The 20,135-nt window shown below is 46.6% G+C and carries 15 protein-coding genes; 6 read left to right on the top strand and 9 right to left on the bottom strand.

The window, feature by feature from the left end; genetic code table 11:
- Positions 1–13 precede the first annotated feature (13 nt).
- The gene (locus AC5ZC7_RS32305; RefSeq protein ID WP_496161250.1) at positions 14–499 is read left to right on the top strand and encodes a DUF6452 family protein; all 486 of its coding nucleotides are present in this window, start codon (positions 14–16) and stop codon (positions 497–499) included.
- The gene (locus AC5ZC7_RS32300; RefSeq protein WP_496161251.1) at positions 459–1,289 is read left to right on the top strand and encodes a DUF6048 family protein; all 831 of its coding nucleotides are present in this window, start codon (positions 459–461) and stop codon (positions 1,287–1,289) included. The genes AC5ZC7_RS32305 and AC5ZC7_RS32300 overlap by 41 nt, the downstream gene beginning before the upstream one ends.
- Before the next feature lie 120 nt (positions 1,290–1,409).
- On the opposite strand, the gene AC5ZC7_RS32295 is transcribed toward AC5ZC7_RS32300, so the two are convergent.
- Positions 1,410–1,853 (bottom strand): GNAT family N-acetyltransferase, encoded by a 444-nt coding sequence (locus AC5ZC7_RS32295; RefSeq protein ID WP_496161252.1) that lies wholly within the window; start codon positions 1,851–1,853, stop codon positions 1,410–1,412.
- A 92-nt stretch (positions 1,854–1,945) separates the two neighbouring features.
- Between AC5ZC7_RS32295 and AC5ZC7_RS32290 the strand changes: the two genes are divergently transcribed.
- Positions 1,946–3,436, top strand: coding sequence for an ATP-binding cassette domain-containing protein (locus AC5ZC7_RS32290; protein WP_496161253.1), 1,491 nt, complete (start codon positions 1,946–1,948; stop codon positions 3,434–3,436).
- A gap of 262 nt (positions 3,437–3,698) precedes the next feature.
- Positions 3,699–9,290: an MG2 domain-containing protein gene (locus tag AC5ZC7_RS32285; protein WP_496161254.1), complete on the top strand. Its 5,592-nt coding sequence runs from the start codon at positions 3,699–3,701 to the stop codon at positions 9,288–9,290.
- Between the two features lie 110 nt (positions 9,291–9,400).
- On the opposite strand, the gene gap is transcribed toward AC5ZC7_RS32285, so the two are convergent.
- From gap to AC5ZC7_RS32270, 3 genes are all read right to left on the bottom strand, one after another.
- Positions 9,401–10,414: a type I glyceraldehyde-3-phosphate dehydrogenase gene (gene gap / locus AC5ZC7_RS32280; protein ID WP_496161255.1), complete on the bottom strand. Its 1,014-nt coding sequence runs from the start codon at positions 10,412–10,414 to the stop codon at positions 9,401–9,403.
- 19 nt (positions 10,415–10,433) lie between these two features.
- Positions 10,434–11,288: an alpha/beta fold hydrolase gene (locus tag AC5ZC7_RS32275; RefSeq protein ID WP_496161256.1), complete on the bottom strand. Its 855-nt coding sequence runs from the start codon at positions 11,286–11,288 to the stop codon at positions 10,434–10,436.
- A gap of 204 nt (positions 11,289–11,492) precedes the next feature.
- Positions 11,493–12,374 carry a helix-turn-helix domain-containing protein gene (locus AC5ZC7_RS32270; protein WP_496161257.1) on the bottom strand — a complete coding sequence of 294 codons (882 nt, stop codon included), beginning with the start codon at positions 12,372–12,374 and terminating at the stop codon, positions 11,493–11,495.
- Positions 12,375–12,495: 121 nt separating this feature from the next.
- Between AC5ZC7_RS32270 and AC5ZC7_RS32265 the strand changes: the two genes are divergently transcribed.
- Positions 12,496–13,617 carry an oxidoreductase gene (locus AC5ZC7_RS32265; RefSeq protein WP_496161258.1) on the top strand — a complete coding sequence of 374 codons (1,122 nt, stop codon included), beginning with the start codon at positions 12,496–12,498 and terminating at the stop codon, positions 13,615–13,617.
- Positions 13,618–13,619: 2 nt separating this feature from the next.
- Here AC5ZC7_RS32265 and AC5ZC7_RS32260 read toward each other — a convergent pair whose 3' ends face one another.
- Together AC5ZC7_RS32260 and AC5ZC7_RS32255 are read right to left on the bottom strand one after the other, a co-directional pair.
- A complete protein-coding gene (locus AC5ZC7_RS32260; RefSeq protein ID WP_496161259.1) occupies positions 13,620–14,873 on the bottom strand; it encodes a DUF6596 domain-containing protein in 1,254 nt (417 codons plus the stop codon).
- 6 nt (positions 14,874–14,879) lie between these two features.
- Entirely contained in the window at positions 14,880–15,227 is a 348-nt protein-coding gene (locus AC5ZC7_RS32255; protein WP_496161260.1) for a YciI family protein, read from the bottom strand.
- A 134-nt stretch (positions 15,228–15,361) separates the two neighbouring features.
- On the opposite strand from AC5ZC7_RS32255, the gene pbpC reads away from it, so the two are divergent.
- A complete protein-coding gene (gene pbpC, locus AC5ZC7_RS32250) occupies positions 15,362–17,758 on the top strand; it encodes a penicillin-binding protein 1C (RefSeq protein ID WP_496161261.1) in 2,397 nt (798 codons plus the stop codon).
- A gap of 80 nt (positions 17,759–17,838) precedes the next feature.
- Here pbpC and AC5ZC7_RS32245 read toward each other — a convergent pair whose 3' ends face one another.
- From AC5ZC7_RS32245 to AC5ZC7_RS32235, 3 genes are read right to left on the bottom strand one after another with little or no spacing between them, the layout of a single operon-like run.
- Entirely contained in the window at positions 17,839–19,095 is a 1,257-nt protein-coding gene (locus AC5ZC7_RS32245; protein WP_496161262.1) for an AAA family ATPase, read from the bottom strand.
- Positions 19,096–19,116: 21 nt separating this feature from the next.
- Complete coding sequence (locus AC5ZC7_RS32240; RefSeq protein WP_496161263.1) at positions 19,117–19,542, bottom strand: globin domain-containing protein; 426 nt, start codon at positions 19,540–19,542, stop codon at positions 19,117–19,119.
- Positions 19,543–19,558: 16 nt separating this feature from the next.
- Positions 19,559–19,960, bottom strand: a complete 402-nt coding sequence (locus tag AC5ZC7_RS32235; protein ID WP_511911306.1) for a hypothetical protein — start codon at positions 19,958–19,960, stop codon at positions 19,559–19,561.
- Positions 19,961–20,135: the final 175 nt, after the last annotated feature.

Raw genomic sequence — 20,135 nt, 5'->3', positions numbered from 1 at the left:
TTGTAAGCAATCAATGAAAAGGATTTACCAGATATTACTCACAGGTTTCATTTTTGCCGGCATCATCGCCTGCGAAAATGAAACCAAGGTATGTGATCAAACACTGCGCAATGATCTGCATATCCACTTTAAGCGCGATAGCGCCAACGGTCTGTTCATCAGGGATACTATTATGCCCAAGGTAACGGCGTATGCGCTAAAAAAAGATACCATTTACAAGAAACAACCCTTGATAGATGTGTTCTTTCAACTTTCACCCGTGGCCGATAGCAGCCAGTTTTACCTACAGGTAGATTCTACTGCAATAGCTGATACCCTGACTTTCCGGTACTCACGCGTGAAACAATTTATCTCTCCGGGTTGTGGGTTTGGTACCTATTTCAACCTGGATACCGTTCTTACTACCAAACATACCATCGGGTATATTCAGATTAATAATAAGTCCGTAACCAGCAGCAATGACACGCATCTTCTTATATATTTCCTTGTCAGTCAGTAGTATTCTCTTTACTGTTGCTGCTGTTGCTCAAAATAAGCCGGCAGCCATTAAACCGGATACCCTGCACAAAACGATCAAAGCAGATACTACCCATAAAATGGTGGTGGATTCTGCCCATAAAATAATTATACCCGCTAAAGACAGCTCCTGGTACATTCCCGGTGGTATACGCGTGGGCGTGGATCTTAGCCGCATCGTTTCTGCAATCTACTATCCTTACCGCAAAGAAGTAACAGTAGTTGCCGATGCCCGTATCAACAGTAATTTATATGCCGCCTTTGAAGGAGGATTCACCAGCACACCGTATAGCGATACCAACTATACCTACAAGGGCAGCGGCATATTTATGACATTGGGGGTAGATTATAATTTCCTGAAAAGACAATACCCTACGGAGAAAAACATGTTCTATGGCGGTATTCGTTACGGCTTCTCCCACTTCAGCTATGAAGTGCCTACCTATAAAATGAAAAGTGCCTATTGGGGAGATCAGCTCACCGGCAGCATCCCCAAAACAAATGTAAACGCACACTGGATAGAACTGGTAGTAGGCATGAAAGCGGAAATTCTCAAGAACTTCTTCATGGGTTGGAACATCCGCGAACGCATTCTCATCAACAATGTAAAAAAGCCGGACTTTACACCACTGGTCATCCCGGGTTTTGGTAACGGCTCCAAGAGATCTGTATTCGATGTGCAATACACCGTCTCTTACATAATTCCTTTCTATCGCCTGAAAGAGCATGCGCCTAAAGTGGAGGTTAAACAGAAAAAAATACCGAAAAGATAAGCTGAAAGCAGAAAGCGGAAAGCAAAAAGCTATTATAGCGAATGATCAAAGCGGATAAATAATTCAAATACTCGCGCTAATCATTCGCTATAATAGCTTTTTGCTTTCCGCTTTCTGCTTTCAGCTCCTCAACATCTCTATATGCGGAATCCCATCTTCCAAATAAGTATCACTGGTTTGCTCAAAGCCCAGGGAGGTATAAAACCGTTGCAAATATTGTTGCGCACCAATTTTAATAGGCACCTTACCATAATGCCCCTGCACCTCCAATATAGAACGCTCCATCAGCTCCCGGCCGGCCCCTTTTCCTCTTGCCAGGGGCGAAGTAACTACCCGCCCAATAGAGGCTTCTGTATATTTAATTCCCGGCGCAAAAAGGCGGGTATAAGCCAGCAGTTGGCCCTGTTCATCCAGCCCCATTAAATGCAGCGCTTTCTGATCGGTATTATCCAAATCCTGGTAAGCACAATTTTGCTCTATAATAAATACTTCACTCCTCAAACGTAGGATGGCATAGAGCTCTGCTACCGTTAGTTCCTCAAAGGTTTTTATCTTCCAAATCATACCCTCAATTTGCTCATAAATTTACTGGATGCTTTCAATAATACTATTATTTTTATGCCGACAGATGAATATTTAGCCCAATCGTGCAAACCATGACAGACAAGCAAACGCCGTTCCTCTCCATGGAACATATCACCGTAAGGTACCTCGACAAAACCTTATTCGATACCCTTACCTGGCAGATCAACAAAGGAGAGCAATGGGCCATTACCGGTCCCAGTGGCGCCGGTAAAACCGCCCTGCTAAATACCATACTCGGTAAATTCAATATTATCAATGGTAGCATTCATTACCATTTTTACGACGACTATTGCAGCCGTCATACCATCACCGATCCCTGGTTCAACTACCGCAACCTGATTGCTATGGTAGGCCACCATCATACTTTCCGGAATCTTTCCAATACCACCACCGACTTCTATTATCAGCAACGCTTCAACAGCATGGACGCCGATAATTCCCCCACCGTGATGGAATACCTGGAAATAACCACTGTACCGGCACTGGTACGGGCACTGCGTATTGAGCCACTGCTTGAAAAACGCCTTATCAAATTATCTAATGGCGAAACCCGTAGGGTCATGATTGCCCGTGCGCTCCTGCAGCAACCACAACTGCTGATGCTGGACAACCCTTACATTGGTTTGGATGTACAGACCCGCAAAGATTTCAGCCAGATGATCAACGAAATCATTGCCGCTGGTACCACCGTTTTACTGGCCACTACGCCTCAGGAAATACCCGATCATATTACCCACGTACTCACGCTGGAAAATGGCGCCATTACAGGAAAATATACCCGCGAAGCGTTTTTACAGTTGCCCCTGCCGGCTCCTGTAACCGCCTCCCTGCCCACGATGGCTACCGATAAGATAACCGCATTGGTACAAAACAGCGCCAGCACCCCCTTTGAAACCATTGTACGCATGGAAGATATCCATATCAAATATGGCGAAAACACCATTCTCAATGGCATCAACTGGACGGTGAAACCCAACGACAAATGGGCTTTACTCGGCCCCAACGGCGCTGGTAAATCTACCCTCCTCAGCCTGATCAATGGCGATAACCCACAGGCATACGCCAACAAGTTATGGCTGTTCGACCGCAAACGCGGCACCGGGGAAAGCATCTGGGATATTAAAAAGAAAATAGGCTTTGTATCGCCTGAATTACATCAGTACTTTACCTCCCGCGATAACTGCCTGAAAGTAGTATGCTCCGGTTTCTCCGATGTCATCGGCAGCACCAGGCCTGCCACACCGGAGCAACTGCAAATTGCCAACGACTGGATGAGTGTACTCGATATTTCCGAACATGCTAACGCGCCATTCAAACAGGTGTCTGAAAGTGCCCAGCGTCTTACCTTGCTGGCACGCGCCCTCGTGAAAAATCCGCCCCTGCTGATTTTTGATGAACCTTGCCAGGGGCTGGATGCACAACAAAAAATACACTTCAGGCAGGTAATAGAACAACTCTGCGCCCATATGCCCGTTACCCTCATCTTTGTTACACACTACGAAGAAGAACTGCCAGATTGTGTAGATAAGTTTATCCGCCTGCAAAAAGGCGAAATGGTGTAGCGGAGATTGTCCTGGGGCAGGATTAGACTGATTATACTGATTATATTTTTTTGATTTAGAAAGATATAGAGAAGATGGTAGATGTATTAGCCTCCTTCCGTCTGTATCTTTTTAAATCAAAAAAATATAATCAGTCTAATCAGTCTAATCCTGTTCTAAGACAAAAAATCGCGAAAATCAGCCTAACCCAGCCCCAACGCCCCATATCAATAAATTTCCCGACATTCGCACCTAATAGTTAATCACCCTAACATCCTTACTGATGCACCCATTAAAACGGCTTACTGTTGTAGCAGCCTTATTTCTTTTCATGGCCACCCTGTTTGTTATCAGTGGTTGCCGTACCACCCGAAAAGAAATGAATCCGGAATTTGCCCGGTATATTGAGGCATACACCGCTGGTATCATCTCTAAACAAAGCGCCATCAGGGTTCACCTGACCGGGCAAACCAATGTCACACACACCCAGAACGAAGCCCTGGACAAGGAGGTATTCGAATTTTCTCCTTCTATCAAGGGTAAATCATACTGGGTGGATGCTACCACCATTGAATTCCGGCCGGATGAAAATCTGCAGCCTGGCAAAACCTACCAGGCCAACTTTAAGCTGGGTAAAATCATTGATGTTCCTAAAGAACTGAAATCTTTTGATTTTGAGTTCAAGATTATCAAGCCCTCGTTTTCTATTGAAAACTTCGGGCTGAAAGCCAGTAGTAACAATACCCTCGACCGCATGACCTGCACCGGGGCCGTGTATACCGCCGACGTAGAAGATCCGCAGGCCATCGAAAAAATACTCACTGCCCAGGTAGGCGGCAAAAGCCTGCCCATCACCTGGCAACACAACGCCACCGAACGTACTTCCCGCTTCACCATTGCCAATATTGCCCGCGCTAATATTGGCCGCAACCTGGAACTCAACTGGAATGGCGCCCCGCTGAAAGTGGAGAATGTCACCGAAAAAAAGACCATCGAAGTGCCTGCCATTGGCGACTTCAAAGTATTAGACGTTAAAGCCGTATCCGATCCGGAACAACACCTGCTCGTACAATTCTCCGATCCTGTTAGCATGGCTCAAACCCTGGAAGGACTTATCGGTATCAGCGGTCAAAGCGACTTACGCTATACCATTGATGGTAGCGAAGTAAGCGTATATACCCCCACCAGGCTAGAAGGCAACTACAACGTATTGGTAGATGAAGCGGTGACAAACATCACAGATAAACGCCTGGGCAAAACCTTTAGCGCCAACGTTAACTTTGAAAATACATTACCTTCCGTCAGCATTCCCGGCAAAGGCGTGATTCTGCCGGAAAGCAATAAACTGGTGATGCCGTTTGAAGCCGTAAACCTCAACGCTGTAGACGTTACCATCATCAAAATTTATGAAAATAACGTCCCTCAATACCTGCAACGCAATGACCTGGACGGCAGCCAGGAACTACGTCGTGTAGGCAAGCCCGTAGTAGAGAAAACTATCCGCCTCGATGTGGATAAATCAGTGAACCTGCACAAGAAAAACCGCTTCTTCCTCGACCTCGATAAAATGCTCCGTACCGAACCAGGCGCTATTTACCGTATCACCATCGGCTTCCGTAAAGCATATGCCATGACCGCCTGCTCCGCAGACACCACCGGCAACAAAACATATGTCTCCATCTATGAAGACGAAGGCGACGAAGGAGATTATTACGGCGGCGAAAAAATTGATGAAGACGACTCCTTCTGGCAGCGCTACGACAGCTACTATCCTTACGGATATAACTGGGACCGCCGCAATGACGCCTGCTCTAACTCTTATTATAGCAAAGACAAATGGGCTTCCCGCAATATCATTGCTTCCAACATTGGCCTGATCGCCAAAAGAGGCAATGATAACAGCATGATGGTAGCGGTAACGGATATACGCGATACCAAACCAATGATAGGCGTAGAACTGGAACTCCTCGACTATCAAAACCAGGTAATCTATAAAACCAAAAGTGACGGAGAAGGACTGGCTTCCTTTGACCTAAAGCGCAAACCTTACCTGCTCATCGCCAAAAAAGAAAATGAAAGAGGCTACCTGAAACTGGATGACGGTAGCTCCTTGCCATTGAGCCGCTTCGATGTAAAAGGAGAAGAAGTACAAAACGGTATCAAAGGCTTCCTCTATGGCGAACGTGGCGTATGGCGCCCCGGTGATTCTGTTTACCTCACTTTCATCCTGGAAGATAAAGGCGCGAAACTACCTGCCGATCACCCGGTCACCTTAGAATTATATAACCCAAAAGGACAACTATACAAACGTATTAATCAACATGAAGGTCTCAACGGCTTCTATAGCTTTGCCACCGCCACCGCACCAGATGATCCTACCGGTAGCTGGGTAGCGAAAGTAAAAGTAGGCGGCGCCACCTTCCAGAAAAATGTTCGCATAGAAACCGTGAAGCCTAACCGGCTTAAAATAAAGATGGATTTCGGCAATAATGTTTCTTTGTCGAAAGGCAGCTCTACGGGCACCCTGTCGGCCATGTGGCTGTTTGGCGCTACCGCCCAGCACCTCAAAGCCAAAGTAGACGTATCACTCGTACAAAGCACCACCAACTTTAAAAACTTCACAGACTATTCCTTCGATGATCCGGTAACGCATTTCGATGCGGAAAATAAAACCATTTTCGAAGGCCCACTCAACGAAAATGGCACGGCTCCTGTGAATGCCGACCTCCAACTGGGTAAAGTGGCACCCGGACAACTCAAAGCCAACTTCGAAGTAAAAGTATTTGAACCAGGAGGCGATTTCAGTATCGATCACTTCTCCATGCCATACAATCCATTTACTTCCTATGTAGGCTTACGCATGCCAACAGGCGATCGCACCACCGGTATGCTACTCACCGACCAGCCACATAGCATTGACCTGGTAGATGTAGACGGCAACGGTAACCTCAGCAGAGGCAGCAAAGAAGTGCAGGTAGAGCTGTACAAGATAAAATGGAGATGGTGGTGGGATGAAGGCTCCGATGATGACTACTCCAACTTTACACAAGACAGCTACAACCAGTTGCTGAGTAAAGAAACAGTGACCCTGCAGGATGGTAAAGGCAAATGGAATTTACAGATAAATTCTCCGGACTGGGGAAGATACCTGGTAAGAGTGAAAGACCTGCAAAGTGGCCATACAGCAGGTAAATCCATCTACCTCGACTGGCCGGGCTGGGCGCAGAGAATGCAGAAAGAAAATCCTGCAGAAGCCTCCATGCTTGTATTCACATCCGACAAACAACAATACAAAACCGGCGATGATATTACCCTCACCATCCCCAGCAGTGAAGGCGGACGCGGACTGGTAAGCATCGAATCAGGCAGTAAAGTATTGAAGACCTATTGGATCACCACCAAACAGGGACAAACCACCTTCAAATTCAAGGCGGAGAAAAACATGACGCCTAATATATACGTGAACGTTAGTTTGCTGCAAAAACATGCGCAAACCCTCAACGACTTACCCATCCGTATGTATGGCACTATCCCTGTTTCCGTGGAAGATCCCGGTACCATTCTGAAACCAGTGATTACCATGTCTGATAAGCTGAAGCCGGAAACAGAAGCCAGCATATCTGTAAGCGAAAGCAATGGTAAACCAATGACATATACCATTGCCATTGTAGATGAAGGCCTGCTGGATCTTACCCGCTTCAAAACACCGGATCCACATAGCGCCTTCTATGCAAGAGAAGCGCTGGGCGTAAAAACGTGGGATCTCTATGATTTCGTTATTGGCGCCTGGGGAGCAGATATGGATCGTATCCTCAGCATTGGTGGTGACGAAGGACTGGACAAAAATGCCGGTGGTGCTAAGGCCAATCGCTTTAAACCCGTGGTTAAATACATGGGGCCTTTCTACCTGAAAACAGGACAAAAACAAACCCACAAATTCAAACTACCTCCTTATATCGGCTCCGTAAAAGCCATGGTAGTAGCCGGTCAGGATGGTGCATACGGCTTTGCAGAAAAAGCAGTAGCCGTAAAGAAACCGCTGATGCTGCTCACCACGGCGCCACGCGTACTGGGGCCGTCTGAAACCATACAGGTACCAGTCACCGTGTTTGGCCTGGAACCGAATATCCGCAACGCCAGCGTGACCATCAGCACCAGCCCGCTGCTGGAAGTTGTAGGAGAACGAACTAAAACAGTGACCTTCTCTCAACCGGGAGAACAGCTGGTATACTTCGATGTGAAAGTAAGACCGCAAACCGGTGTTGCTAAAATCAAAGTAGTAGCCAGCAGTGGCGCGGAAAAAGCAGAAGAAAATATAGAACTGAATGTCCGTAATCCGAATCCGGTGATTACCAACATCATTGAAAATACACTGGAAGCCAACCGGAGCTGGGAATCTGCTTATAGCCCCGTAGGCATGGCGGGCACCAACAGCGGTACCCTGGAGGTATCAACCATTCCATCGCTGAACCTGGGCAAGCGTTTACGCTTCCTCATTGAGTATCCGCATGGATGTATAGAACAAACCACTTCCGGCGTATTCCCGCAACTGGTACTGAATCAGCTGATGGATGTCAAAGAAAGCCAGTTGGCGGAAATAGACCGTAATGTAAAAGCCGGTATCAATCACCTGAAAAGCTTCCAGACTTCAGACGGAGGCTTCAGCTACTGGCCTGGCGGAGGGAACTCCGATGAGTGGGGTACCAACTATGGTGGTAATTTCCTCATAGAAGCACAGGCGCAGGGTTACACACTGCCACCGGGATTACTGGATCAGTGGAAGAAATTCCAGCGTAACAAAGCCAGCACCTGGGCCCCCAGCACGCTCAACTTCTACGGCGGAGATCTCACACAGGCTTACCGCCTGTACCTGCTGGCATTGGCTAAATCACCGGAATTAGGCGCCATGAACCGGTTAAAGGAATTCAAGTATTTGTCTGTTCCCGCCAAATGGCGTCTGGCAGCCGCTTACAAGCTCTCCGGCCAGCCGGAGGTAGCCAATTCACTGGTGCAAAACCTGGCTACTGACGTGAAGCCATATACGCAGTTAGGGGGTACCTTCGGTTCAGACCTGCGCGATAAAGCCATGATACTGGAAACCATTACCATCCTCGGACAACGTAACCGCGCCAACGAACTGGTAAAACAAATTGCGGCGCAGTTATCGCAAAACGACCAATGGTACAGCACCCAAACCACAGCTTATGCACTGATCGCTATTGCCAAATACTGCGGCAACAATAAAGGTGGCAGCAAAATGAGCTTTAACTATACTCTCAATGGAGTTAAAGGCAGCGTAAATGGCCAATCGTTCGTGACGCAGATTCCTGTTAACTTTAACAGCAATGCCGGCAATATCAGCATCCAGAATAATGGGCAAAACGTGCTGTATGTACGCCTCATTCTGCAGGGACAACCAGATGCCGGCCAGGAACCAGTAGCGACTAACAATCCGGATGTATTAAGTATGCAGGTGAGCTACAGCACCCGCGACGGCAAACCACTGGATCCCGCCACCCTCAGACAGGGCAGCGACTTCATGGCCACCGTTACCCTCACCAACCCTGGCAAGCGTGGCTATTACGAACAAATGGCATTGTCGCAAATCTTCCCGTCAGGCTGGGAAATACTCAATACCCGCTTAATGGAAAATGACAGCGCATTCCATACATCACCATCTACGTATATGGATATCCGTGATGACAGGGTGTATACTTATTTCAACATTGAAGAAAATAAGAAGCGCACATACAATGTATTGCTAAATGCCGCTTACCTCGGCAGATACTACCTGCCAGCTACGGCCTGTGAAGCGATGTATGACAATACCATACATGCTTTCCAGCCAGGCAAATGGGTGGAAGTAGTGAAATAGCTGTTAGCCATTAGCTGTTAGCTATTAGCAAAATGCAGCGGAAATTAAAATGCAGCGGAGATGACATTTATAAATGTTCATCTCCGCTGCATTTTGCTAATAGCTAACAGCTAATGGCTAAAAGCTTCACTAAAATATTTCACCGTCCTCACCAGTTGCGAAACATAACTCATTTCATTATCATACCAGCTGACTGTTTTCACCATCTGTTGATCGCCGGTAGTGAGTACTTTTGTTTGTGTGGCGTCAAAGAGGGAACCGTAGTGCATGCCAATTACATCACTGCTCACTATTTCATCGGTATTATAGCCAAAACTTTCGTTGGCAGCAGCTTTCATGGCGGCATTTACTTCGTCTACCGTTACTTTACGTTGCAGCGTTACTGTTAGTTCTGTTAAGGATCCTGCAATAACGGGTACGCGTTGTGAAGTGCCATCCAGTTTGCCTTTCAGCTTGGGTAACACCAGTCCTATGGCTTTGGCAGCGCCGGTGCTGGTAGGAATGATGTTTTGCGCAGCGGCCCTGGCGCGTCTCAAATCTCCTTTGCTGTGAGGCGCGTCATGTGTATTCTGGTCATTCGTATAGGCGTGTATGGTAGTCATCAGCCCGTTTACGATACCGAACGAATCATCTAATACCTGTGCCATGGGAGCCAGGCAGTTGGTAGTACAGGAAGCGCAGCTGATAATAGTTTCTGTGCCATCCAGTATATCATGATTCACGTGGTATACAATGGTTTTGATGTCGCCGGTGGCGGGCGCCGAGATGACTACTTTTTTGGCGCCGGCTGTAATGTGTGCAGCCGCCGTGTTTTTATCGGTGAAAAAACCGGTACTCTCCAGTACCACATCTACCGAATGTAATCCCCAGGGGATCTCCGCAGGATTTCTTTTAGCATACACTTTTATTTCTTTTCCATTGACCACAATGGCATCTTCGGTAGCTGTAACTGTAGCGTCAAAGCGGCCCTGGGCCGTATCGTATTTCAGCAGGTGGGCCAATACAGCCGGACTGGTTAAATCATTGATGGCAACTATCGTTGTGCCTTGCTGGTTAAATACTTCGCGGAAAAACAATCTTCCAATTCTTCCAAATCCATTGATGGCAATTTTCTTGTCAGACATAGATAATTATTTTAGGTGGTTATAATTTTTTCAAAAAGTCATGTATCAGGGAGGCTACTTCTTCATGGTATTCTTCCAGCATAAAATGGCTGCCATCCAGCAAATGCACGGCAGCATCCGGCACATCCCGTTGATAAGCGACGGCACCCGGCCAGGTAAAGATTTCATCATTTTTACCCCATACCACTAATACCGGTGGTTGCTGTGTACGCAGGTACTGCTGCCATTCAGGATATTTCGGGAAATTGGTACTGTAATTCAGGAACAGTGCGATCTGCACTTCCTGCACACCCGGCCTGTTCATGTAGAAATGTGCCAGCTGATAACTATCGGGACTAACGCGTTCCGCATTGGCAGCACCCAGCAGGTGTTCTTTCCTGATATACTCCAGCGTTAGTTTTTTACCAATAGCCGCCAGCAGTGCCTCGCCTTCCAGCGTACCCAAAATCTGCACTTCTGGCCCCAGGCCATCGTCATATATATTGGCATTCTGTATCACCAATGCCTTTACCAGGTCCGGTCTCTTTGTAATAATGCGGAAGCCGATTGGACCGCCGTAATCCTGCAAATACCAGGTAAATTTTGTTAAGCCAAGCGTATCAATAAACTGCTCCATGATCAGCGCCAGGTTATCGAAGGTATAATCGAAAGCGGTCAGCGACGGGATACTGCTAAGCCCAAATCCCGGGTAATCCGGAGCAATAACGTGGTACCTGTCTGCCAGGTCATTTATCAAATCCCGGTACATATGTGAGCTGGTAGGAAAACCATGTAACAACAGGATTGTGGGTGCATCGGGCGCACCTGCTTCCCGGTAAAATATGTCCTGGTGATTTACGGTAACGGTCTTATATAATACGTTGGTAGTTTTCATGTGATTGTTTTTGTACCGTTTAGTACAATAGTGATAAAAAAAAGAGTGATGACAAAGCGAAAAGAAAAGAAGACTATGTTGGATTATTTGGTTTGTGTAGCATGTGGAATGATTTTCTGTAATAAAGATATGGATATTTTACCAAATGGTACAAATATTTTTAAAAAAATTTAAAAACTATTAAATAGCCTGATTTTCAATAAATTAAATTTGACTTTCCGATAATTTAGCGCGTTTCCGGTATTCCAATGGGCTTTCCCCGCTATGCTTTCTGAACTGTCGTCCTAAGTGGCTTTCATCGGTAAAACCCAGCTCTCCCGCTATCTGGCTGATAGTCAGATTACTGAACGCCAGCCGCTGTTGTATCAGCTTTATTTTATACTGCGTGATATACTGCTGTAAACTTTCCCCCGTAAGCTTCCGGAAATATTCTCCCACATAATTGACAGAGAGATTAAAATGCGCCGCCAGGTAATCTACTCTCAACTTATCCGCATCGCTGATATGCTGCCTGATATGGATCAGCATGCGGTTAATTAATGGCTCAGCATCACACGCAGCCGTACCGCCGGTAGGCGCTGTACTATCCGTTACATTACGCGACAAAATATTCAGCAACAGCGTTACCAGGTGCTGCAAGTTCTCTTCATGAAAAGCCTGCTTATTTTCATACTCCTGCACCGCAAGATTCATTAGTGTAATAATCTGCTGACAGTCACCCGCATCTTTTACTAATAATTGCTGAAAACGGTTGTGATGGGAGAAGATATGTTCCAGCTGTTTTAACCATTGTACAATCCTTTCCCGATCCTGCGCATTTTTATATTGTCCCAGGAATACCTCCGAGAAACGAATAGAACAGAAACGGGTAGGAGTGGTAGCATTAAAACCCCGGCAATCCAATGGCGTAAACAAAAAAATACTTCCCTTTTCATAGGGAAAGTCGTTCCAGTTGGTAGTACGAACACCGGTCCCTTCCACGATTTGGACAATCTCGAAGAAATGATAGATCAATGGCCGCTCTTTCCAGCATTCCATATCTGATACGTATAACTCAAACGGCTGATGCAATATTTTTTGCTCCATATCTGATTGTCTTTATGGGATAACATACTTCTAACCTGTAAAATTACAAAAGAAACCCCTCTTTGTCACTGTTCCCCCGTCACTGCGGCCACTAATTTTGCCTTTACAAACATAATCAGTCATGAACACACATAAAAAACTATTATCTCCACTTGTTACCCCTTCCGTTACATTTAAAAACAGGGTAGTCATGGCGCCTATGAGCAGACGCCGCTCAGAGCAGGCTATTCCCAGTGATTCCGCACCGCTTTATTACGGACAACGGGCAGGCGCCGGCTTAATCATTGCAGAAAACAGCGCAGTGGCACCTAACGGCGTCGGCTATCTGAATGCTCCCGGCATTTACAATGACGCACAAAAAGCCGCCTGGAAAAAAGTAGTAGAAGAAGTACATGCAAGAGATGGGAAAATCTTTGTGCAACTGGTACACACCGGTCGTATCGGACATCCCTTCAACCATGAAAACCACCTTCCTTTGGTGGGCGCCTCTTCCCTGAAAGCTGCCGATATCATCCGCACGCCCAACAACGAACACCATCCGATGCCGCAACCGGACGTACTGAGTACCGCAGGCGCCACAGCCCTCGTGGATGCACATATACAAGCTGCCGTCACCGCAATGGAGCTGGGTTTCGATGGCGTAGAAATACATGGCGCCCACGGATTTTTACCCGATCAGTTCCTGCACCCGCAAACCAACCAACGAACCGACCGTTACGGTGGCAGCATTGCTAACCGCAGCCGCTTCCTGCTGGACATCATGGAAGGAGTAACTGCCGCCATCGGCAGGGAACATACCGGCGTTCGTTTGTCCCCCTTTGTGGGCATCAACGACCTGCCCCCTTACGCAGAAGAAACAGCCACCCACCTGTATATCACTGAAGCCCTGCAACAACTGGGCATTCTTTATATTCACCTGTCCGGTATGCTGGTGAACGGCGTATCTACCATCTCTGCCGATTATTTACAGCAAGTACGCCAACGCTTTAAACAACTGTTGATCGTAGCAGGCGGCCATACCGCCGAATCGGGAGAAGCCCTGCTGCAAGCCGGTCTGGCAGATATGATTGCCTATGGCAAACCCTTCATTGCCAATCCGGACCTGGTAGAAAGATTCCGGCACCATACACCTTTAGCCGTAGCAGACTTCAACATTTTTTATGAAGGAGGAGACACCGGGTATATCGACTTTCCCGTCATACATCCACAACCGGAAATCAATATCGCAGCGATCAGTAACTGAGGCTAATGTGATATAGGCTGTTGCAGCATTGCTACTGCTTTCTGCAACGTTTTCCGGGTAGATGCTGAACGAGTGAGGGAGATGGCTTTATGATAATAATCAACGGCTTTATGCACATCCGTATCCGCCCATAAATAAGCCAGCAGCGCATAGTAGTAATCATGCTCCATCAGCTGTAGTTTTTCTGCCTCCAGGATGCCCGCTGCATGACCATGTACTTTTGCAAAAGCAAAGGTCCTGTTTAGCGCCGTCATAGGGGTATACGCCACCAGGACCAGCTGATCATAGAGTTGAAGAATATGTTTCCATTTATGCTGATCAGTGGGAGTTGTGTGCCAGTAAGCGATACCAGCTTCCAGGTGATATTGCGAAATAGCATCACCGGAACAGGCATTCACCAGGTAGTAATTACCTTTTTCAATCAGCGGTATACTCCATAAGCTGCTGTCCTGCTCCTCATATAAGATTGCTTCTCCCATATCATTTTCACGGGCATCGAGCCGGGAGCTTTGATAACACATTAACGCCAACAGTGCATTGGCAGACGTAGTACCAGCCAATGCACTTTCTGTTAATATAAGGGTCAGCCGCATAGCTTCTGAACAAAGGTCCTTACGGATGGCCTGGTTATGAGACGTGGAAAAATAACCTTCATTAAACAAGAGATACAACGTTTTTAAAACAGTATCCAGTCGTGCTGCAATAGTAGATTTATCCAGTACCTTAATTTCGAAATGGTCTTCCCGCAGCTGCGCCCTGGCTCTCAATAATCTTTTTTTGATGGTTTCTTTTTTAGTGAGAAAGGCAGCGGCTATTTCTTCCACGCTAAATCCACAAAGAATTTGCAGGGCCAGGCATATTTGTGCTTCTTTGGAATTGGCAGGATTGCAAACAGCAAAAATCATCGCCAGTTGGCTGTCTGTAATGGTTTGAGGAGAAAAATCGAAGTCGGGTTCCGCAGCCACTTCATTGGTACCGATCGCATTTTTAACCCGTGATTCAAACACGGATAAGTGTTTGAGATAGTCTTTGGTTTTGTTTTTAGCAACAGTATACAACCAGGCGGCCGGGTTCTCCGGAATACCATTTATTCCCCAGGTTTCTGCAGCCCGCAGAAAAGTGTCACTGGCAATATCTTCCGCTATCTCTATATGTTGCAGGCCAAAATGACGGCATAATACTGCCGTCATTTTAGTGTATTCCAAACGGAATAAATGAGGTAAAAGCTCCGGATGTGTGGCGGCCTGTTCTGCCATATATCACTAATTTTTTGCCGGAGGTATCGCTAACACCTCCCTGATTTCGATATTTCCGCCCATTTTAATCATGGGATTTTCCCGGGCAATGGCTACCGCTTCCTCTATGGTGGCTGATTTAAGGATCATGTAGCCGGTAACAAATTCCTTGATCTCTGTGTAAGGCCCGTCGGTTACCACGTCGTTGGGTTTCACCGTTTTGGCGCCGGTAGCCGACAAGCGATTGCCTTTGTCTGCCAGCAGGTTGCGGGCAGCCACGCCCGCCATCCAGTTCATCCTTTCCTGCAATTGCGCAGGAGATGGGTGATCGTGCGCATCTTTACTGTTTCTGAAAATTAATACGAATTCTTTCATGATCTCAGTTTAGTTGATTCATCCCTATAACGACTCAACTTACCGGAAGGGGACAAATAACTTTTGTCAGACGCTCATCACTTATAAAGTTAACCCTATCTTTGAACACATAAAATTATTACCCGGATTCCCTGATGAAGCTATATCGTCTCAAACAATGGTGCCTTAAAAGAAAATGGTGGCTGGGTGCTGCAGGTGTACTACTCATCGCCTACTATTTTTGTTTACCCAAACAGTTGTTTACCACCGCCACTTCCTATGTACTGGAAGATAGCAATGGCGACCTGCTGAATGCCAGCATCGCACCAGACGGGCAATGGCGCTTTCCTTACAATGCCCATGTACCGGAAAAGTTTCAGAAATGTATTGTAGCGTATGAAGACAAACGCTTCTATTATCACTGGGGACTGGACCCATTGGCCTTAGCCAGGGCCGTTAATCAAAATATCCGTGGTAAAAAAGTAGTCAGTGGAGGCAGCACGCTCACCATGCAGGTAATACGTTTATCACGCAACCAGCCGCGGAATATCTGGCAAAAAATGGTGGAAGCCGTACTGGCTACGCGCCTGGAATTTGCTGCCTCTAAAAAGAAGATCATTGCGCTATACGCTGCCAACGCTCCTTTCGGCGGCAACGTAGTTGGACTGGAAGCCGCAGCCTGGCGGTACTATGGCCGTAAAGCAGATTTATTATCATGGGGAGAAATGGCCGCCCTGGCGGTTCTACCTAACAGTCCTGCGCTCGTGCACCCAGGCCGCAACAGGCTAACGTTATTGACTAAACGTAATCAACTACTTACCAGGTTATACCGGCAACATACTATCGACAGCATTACCTGTCAACTGGCCAAGCTGGAACCATTGCCGGATCAGCCGTTGCCGCTTCCGCAAGATGCGCCGCACTTACTCGATCTGTTCCGCAAAGAATACCTACAGCAAAAATCGGATGCCCCTACACGCATTAAAACTACTGTGCAGGGCGACCTTCAACGTAATACCACCGCTATTGCCGACCGTTATCACAGCGCCTATAAAGCCAATGGCATCAATAATGCTGCTGTATTGGTACTGGATGTGGAAACCGGCAATACACTCGCCTATGTAGGTAACATCTATAATCCATCGGACCCGGAGCTGGAAAGCCATGTAGATATTGTCCAGGCCAGAAGAAGCCCCGGCAGCACGCTTAAACCTGTGCTATATGCCGCCATGCTCAACGATGGCCTGATACTACCCAATACACTCATTCCTGATATCCCTACGCAAATTGCCGGCTACTCCCCGCAAAATTTTGACCTGGGCTATGATGGCGCCGTACCAGCGTCGCGCGCTCTGGCACGGTCGCTGAATATACCTGCCGTACGTATGCTACAACAATATCGCTACGAACGCTTTCATTCATTACTACAGAAACTGGGCATTACCACACTCAATAAACCGGCCGATCACTACGGCTTATCGCTGATCCTTGGCGGGGGAGAAACCACCCTCTGGGAAATGTGTGGCATGTATGCCAGCATGGCGCGTACACTGCTGCACATGGATCAATATAAAGGGAAATATAGCATGGATGATATCCATCCACCTAACTACCGACAGGATATACAACGCACCTCCCGATACGGATTAAGCAGAGACGGATTACTCGATGCCGGCTCCATCTGGTACGCCTTTCAGGCCATGACAGAAGTAATGCGCCCCGGTGAAGAACTGCTGTGGCAACAATTCTCCTCCTCTCAGCGCGTAGCCTGGAAAACAGGCACCAGCTTCGGCTTCCGCGACGGATGGGCCATTGGGGTAACACCACAATATGTTGTAGGCGTATGGGTGGGCAATGCCGACGGAGAAGGACGCCCCGGGCTAATAGGTGTGTCTACCGCTGCACCTATTCTATTTGATGTATATCGCCTGTTACATACCAATGGCTGGTTTAACACACCATATGCGCAATTACGGAAAATAGAAGTATGCCGCAAAAGTGGTTTCCGCGCCAGCGAACTATGCGATGAAAAAGATTCTATCTACGTACCGGCAGCAGGGATGCGCGCAGGGATTTGTCCGTATCACCAACTCATTCACCTCGACAGAACCGGGCAGTGGCGCGTAACAGAAAGTTGCGAATCACCACAATTTATGCAACATAAATCGTGGTTTGTATTACCACCCTCCCAGGAATATTATTATCGTAGTAAAAACTACTACCAGCAGTTACCACCTTACAAACCCGAATGCCTGGCTTCTCTCGGGCAAGATAAAGCACCCATGGAACTCATTTATCCACGGCCCGATGCACGGATATTTGTACCTATAGAAATTGACGGAAAACCTGGTCAAACAATCTTTACGGCTACTCACCGTAATAGCACGGCTAAAATATTCTGGCACCTGGATAATAATTTCATTGGTACTACGGTGGAGTTTCACCAGATGGCGTTGCATCCCACAGCAGGGAAACATACGATTACGTTAGTAGACGAAAATGGAGAAAGGGTAGAGCAACGGTTTGAGATTTTGGCGAAAGAAAGGGAGTAAAAAAAATTACGAATTACAGATCTGCGATTTGCTATTGCCTCCTCACAGATCTGTAATTCGTAATTCTCAATTCATTATCCTCAATAATTATATTTCTCCTTCCACAAATTCTTCAAATACTTCCTCAACTCTTCTTCCCGCGGGTTATTCCCCGGTTCATAAAACTTCATACCTTTAATCGCATCTGGCAAAAATTCCTGTACCACAAAATTATTTTCATAACTATGTGCATAAGCATACCCTTCGCCGTATCCCATGTTTTTCATCATTTTCGTAGGGGCGTTCCTGATATGCATCGGTACCGGTAAATCACCGGTTTGAGCTACTACAGATTGTGCGGCACTGATAGCTGTAACAGCAGCATTACTTTTGGCAGAAGCAGCCAGGTAGGTAACGCATTGCGACAAAATAATTCTCGACTCCGGATATCCTATCAGGTTTACTGCCTGGAAGCAGCTGGTAGCCAGCAATTGCGCATTGGGATTAGCATTACCGATATCTTCTGATGCCAGAATCACCAGGCGGCGGGCGATGAATTTTACATCTTCACCACCATCTATCATCCTGGCGAGATAATACAATGCGGCATTAGGATCACTACCGCGAATAGATTTAATAAACGCGGAAATGATATCATAATGTTGTTCTCCGCTTTTATCGTAAATGGCTACACGCTGTTGCGCGATGTCCATCACTTTCTTGTCGGTAACCACAATAGGATCTTCCTGTAGTGTGGTTACTACCAGTTCAAAGAGGTTTAATAATTTGCGGGCATCTCCCCCGGAAATATTAAACAGGGCACTGGTTTCCTTTAATTCAATATGTTTACTACGCAGCCATTCATCCCGTTCCATGGCTTGTTGCAGCAGGGTCATTAACTGTTCTTTGCCCAATGGCTTCAACACATATACCTGGCTACGCGATAATACCGCTGCATTTACTTCGAAAGAAGGATTTTCGGTGGTGGCGCCAATGAGGGTGATAATGCCTTTTTCTACGGCGCCCAGCAAAGCATCCTGCTGGGATTTATTGAAACGGTGAATTTCATCAATAAACAGTACAGCATGTCGCTGTTTCTTGGCCATTTCAATCACTTCCCTGACTTCTTTCACACCGGCAGAAATGGCGCTCAGCGTGTAAAAGGGGACCTGTAAAGTATGGGCAATAATATTGGCAATGGTAGTTTTACCAACGCCCGGCGGCCCCCACAAAATCATGGAGGGTATCATACCTTGTGAAATAGCTTTTCTTAAAATACTATCCTTACCAGTAAGGTGTTCCTGCCCCACCAGTTCATCCAGGGTTACTGGTCTTAACCGCTCTGCTAATGGTTGCATACTACACTGATGATTTAATGGTTAACTGCCCGGGTTAATGAGCGGGATTTTTTTGCTGCTGTCGGGATGATTGATCTGGTTCATCTTATATGCCATGATATCCTTGATAGATCTGGCACGGGTAATAGCCAGTGTTGCCTTTTCACCGGTAAACAATTCGTGGACAGTCTCCTCAAACAATGCGATCCAGCGTTCAAAGTGAGCCGATTCCAGTGGGATCAGTTTATTGATTCTGAAATGAGGTTCCATGGTTCTGCCACGATAATTATTACCATCCAGCAGCAGGCTTTCCCAGAAATCATACATGGTAGGCAGATGCTTGCTCCAGTCTACCTGGGCGATGTCATTAAAAATATATCCAATGCGGTCATCCGCCTGTACTTTCTCGTAAAAGCGGTCTACCAGCAATTTGATGTCTGCACTATTGGTTATTTCCTTCTTTTCCATCACCGTTCATTTTAAATTATTCTTCCTCCGGATGATCATGTTGCTGCCGTTCCTGCCATTGACGCAGTATACCGAAAGACAACACCGCATTGACTATCAGGATAAGACCCGGTAAAAGGCAAAATCCTCCTGCTACCTGTATGGTCACCGGAGTAATGGAGTTTTGTTCACCGGCTGGTAACATAGCCCGCACATCGTTGATAATATTACCGGGTAAGCTGATCAGTACAATTCCTACGATAATCATTAAGGAAGAAAAAAGCACTTCTATCACGCCCATAATGCGAATACCACTAGGGGTATTTTCTTTCAGGGGCACTTCCGGCAACAATATGCTACGTTGCAGATATAAGGATAAAACACTATGAATGAAACAAGCGCCCCAAAACAAGAGGCTCATTAAAAACATCGTACTCATCCCCTGGAATAAAATTACAGAAAGGCCTGTGAACACAAAAAAACCAGAAATCATCAATGCCAGCGACGTTGTGATCCTGTACAATTTAAACCTAAAACTCATCTATCTCCTAATTTTCGTAACACAAACCTACCTAATTATTTAGAGATTATCTGATTTGATCCTGTCAGCCACC

This window comes from Chitinophaga sp. 9-1-y (genome assembly GCF_059511905.2).
This window is presented reverse-complemented; position numbering and strand designations above follow the sequence as displayed.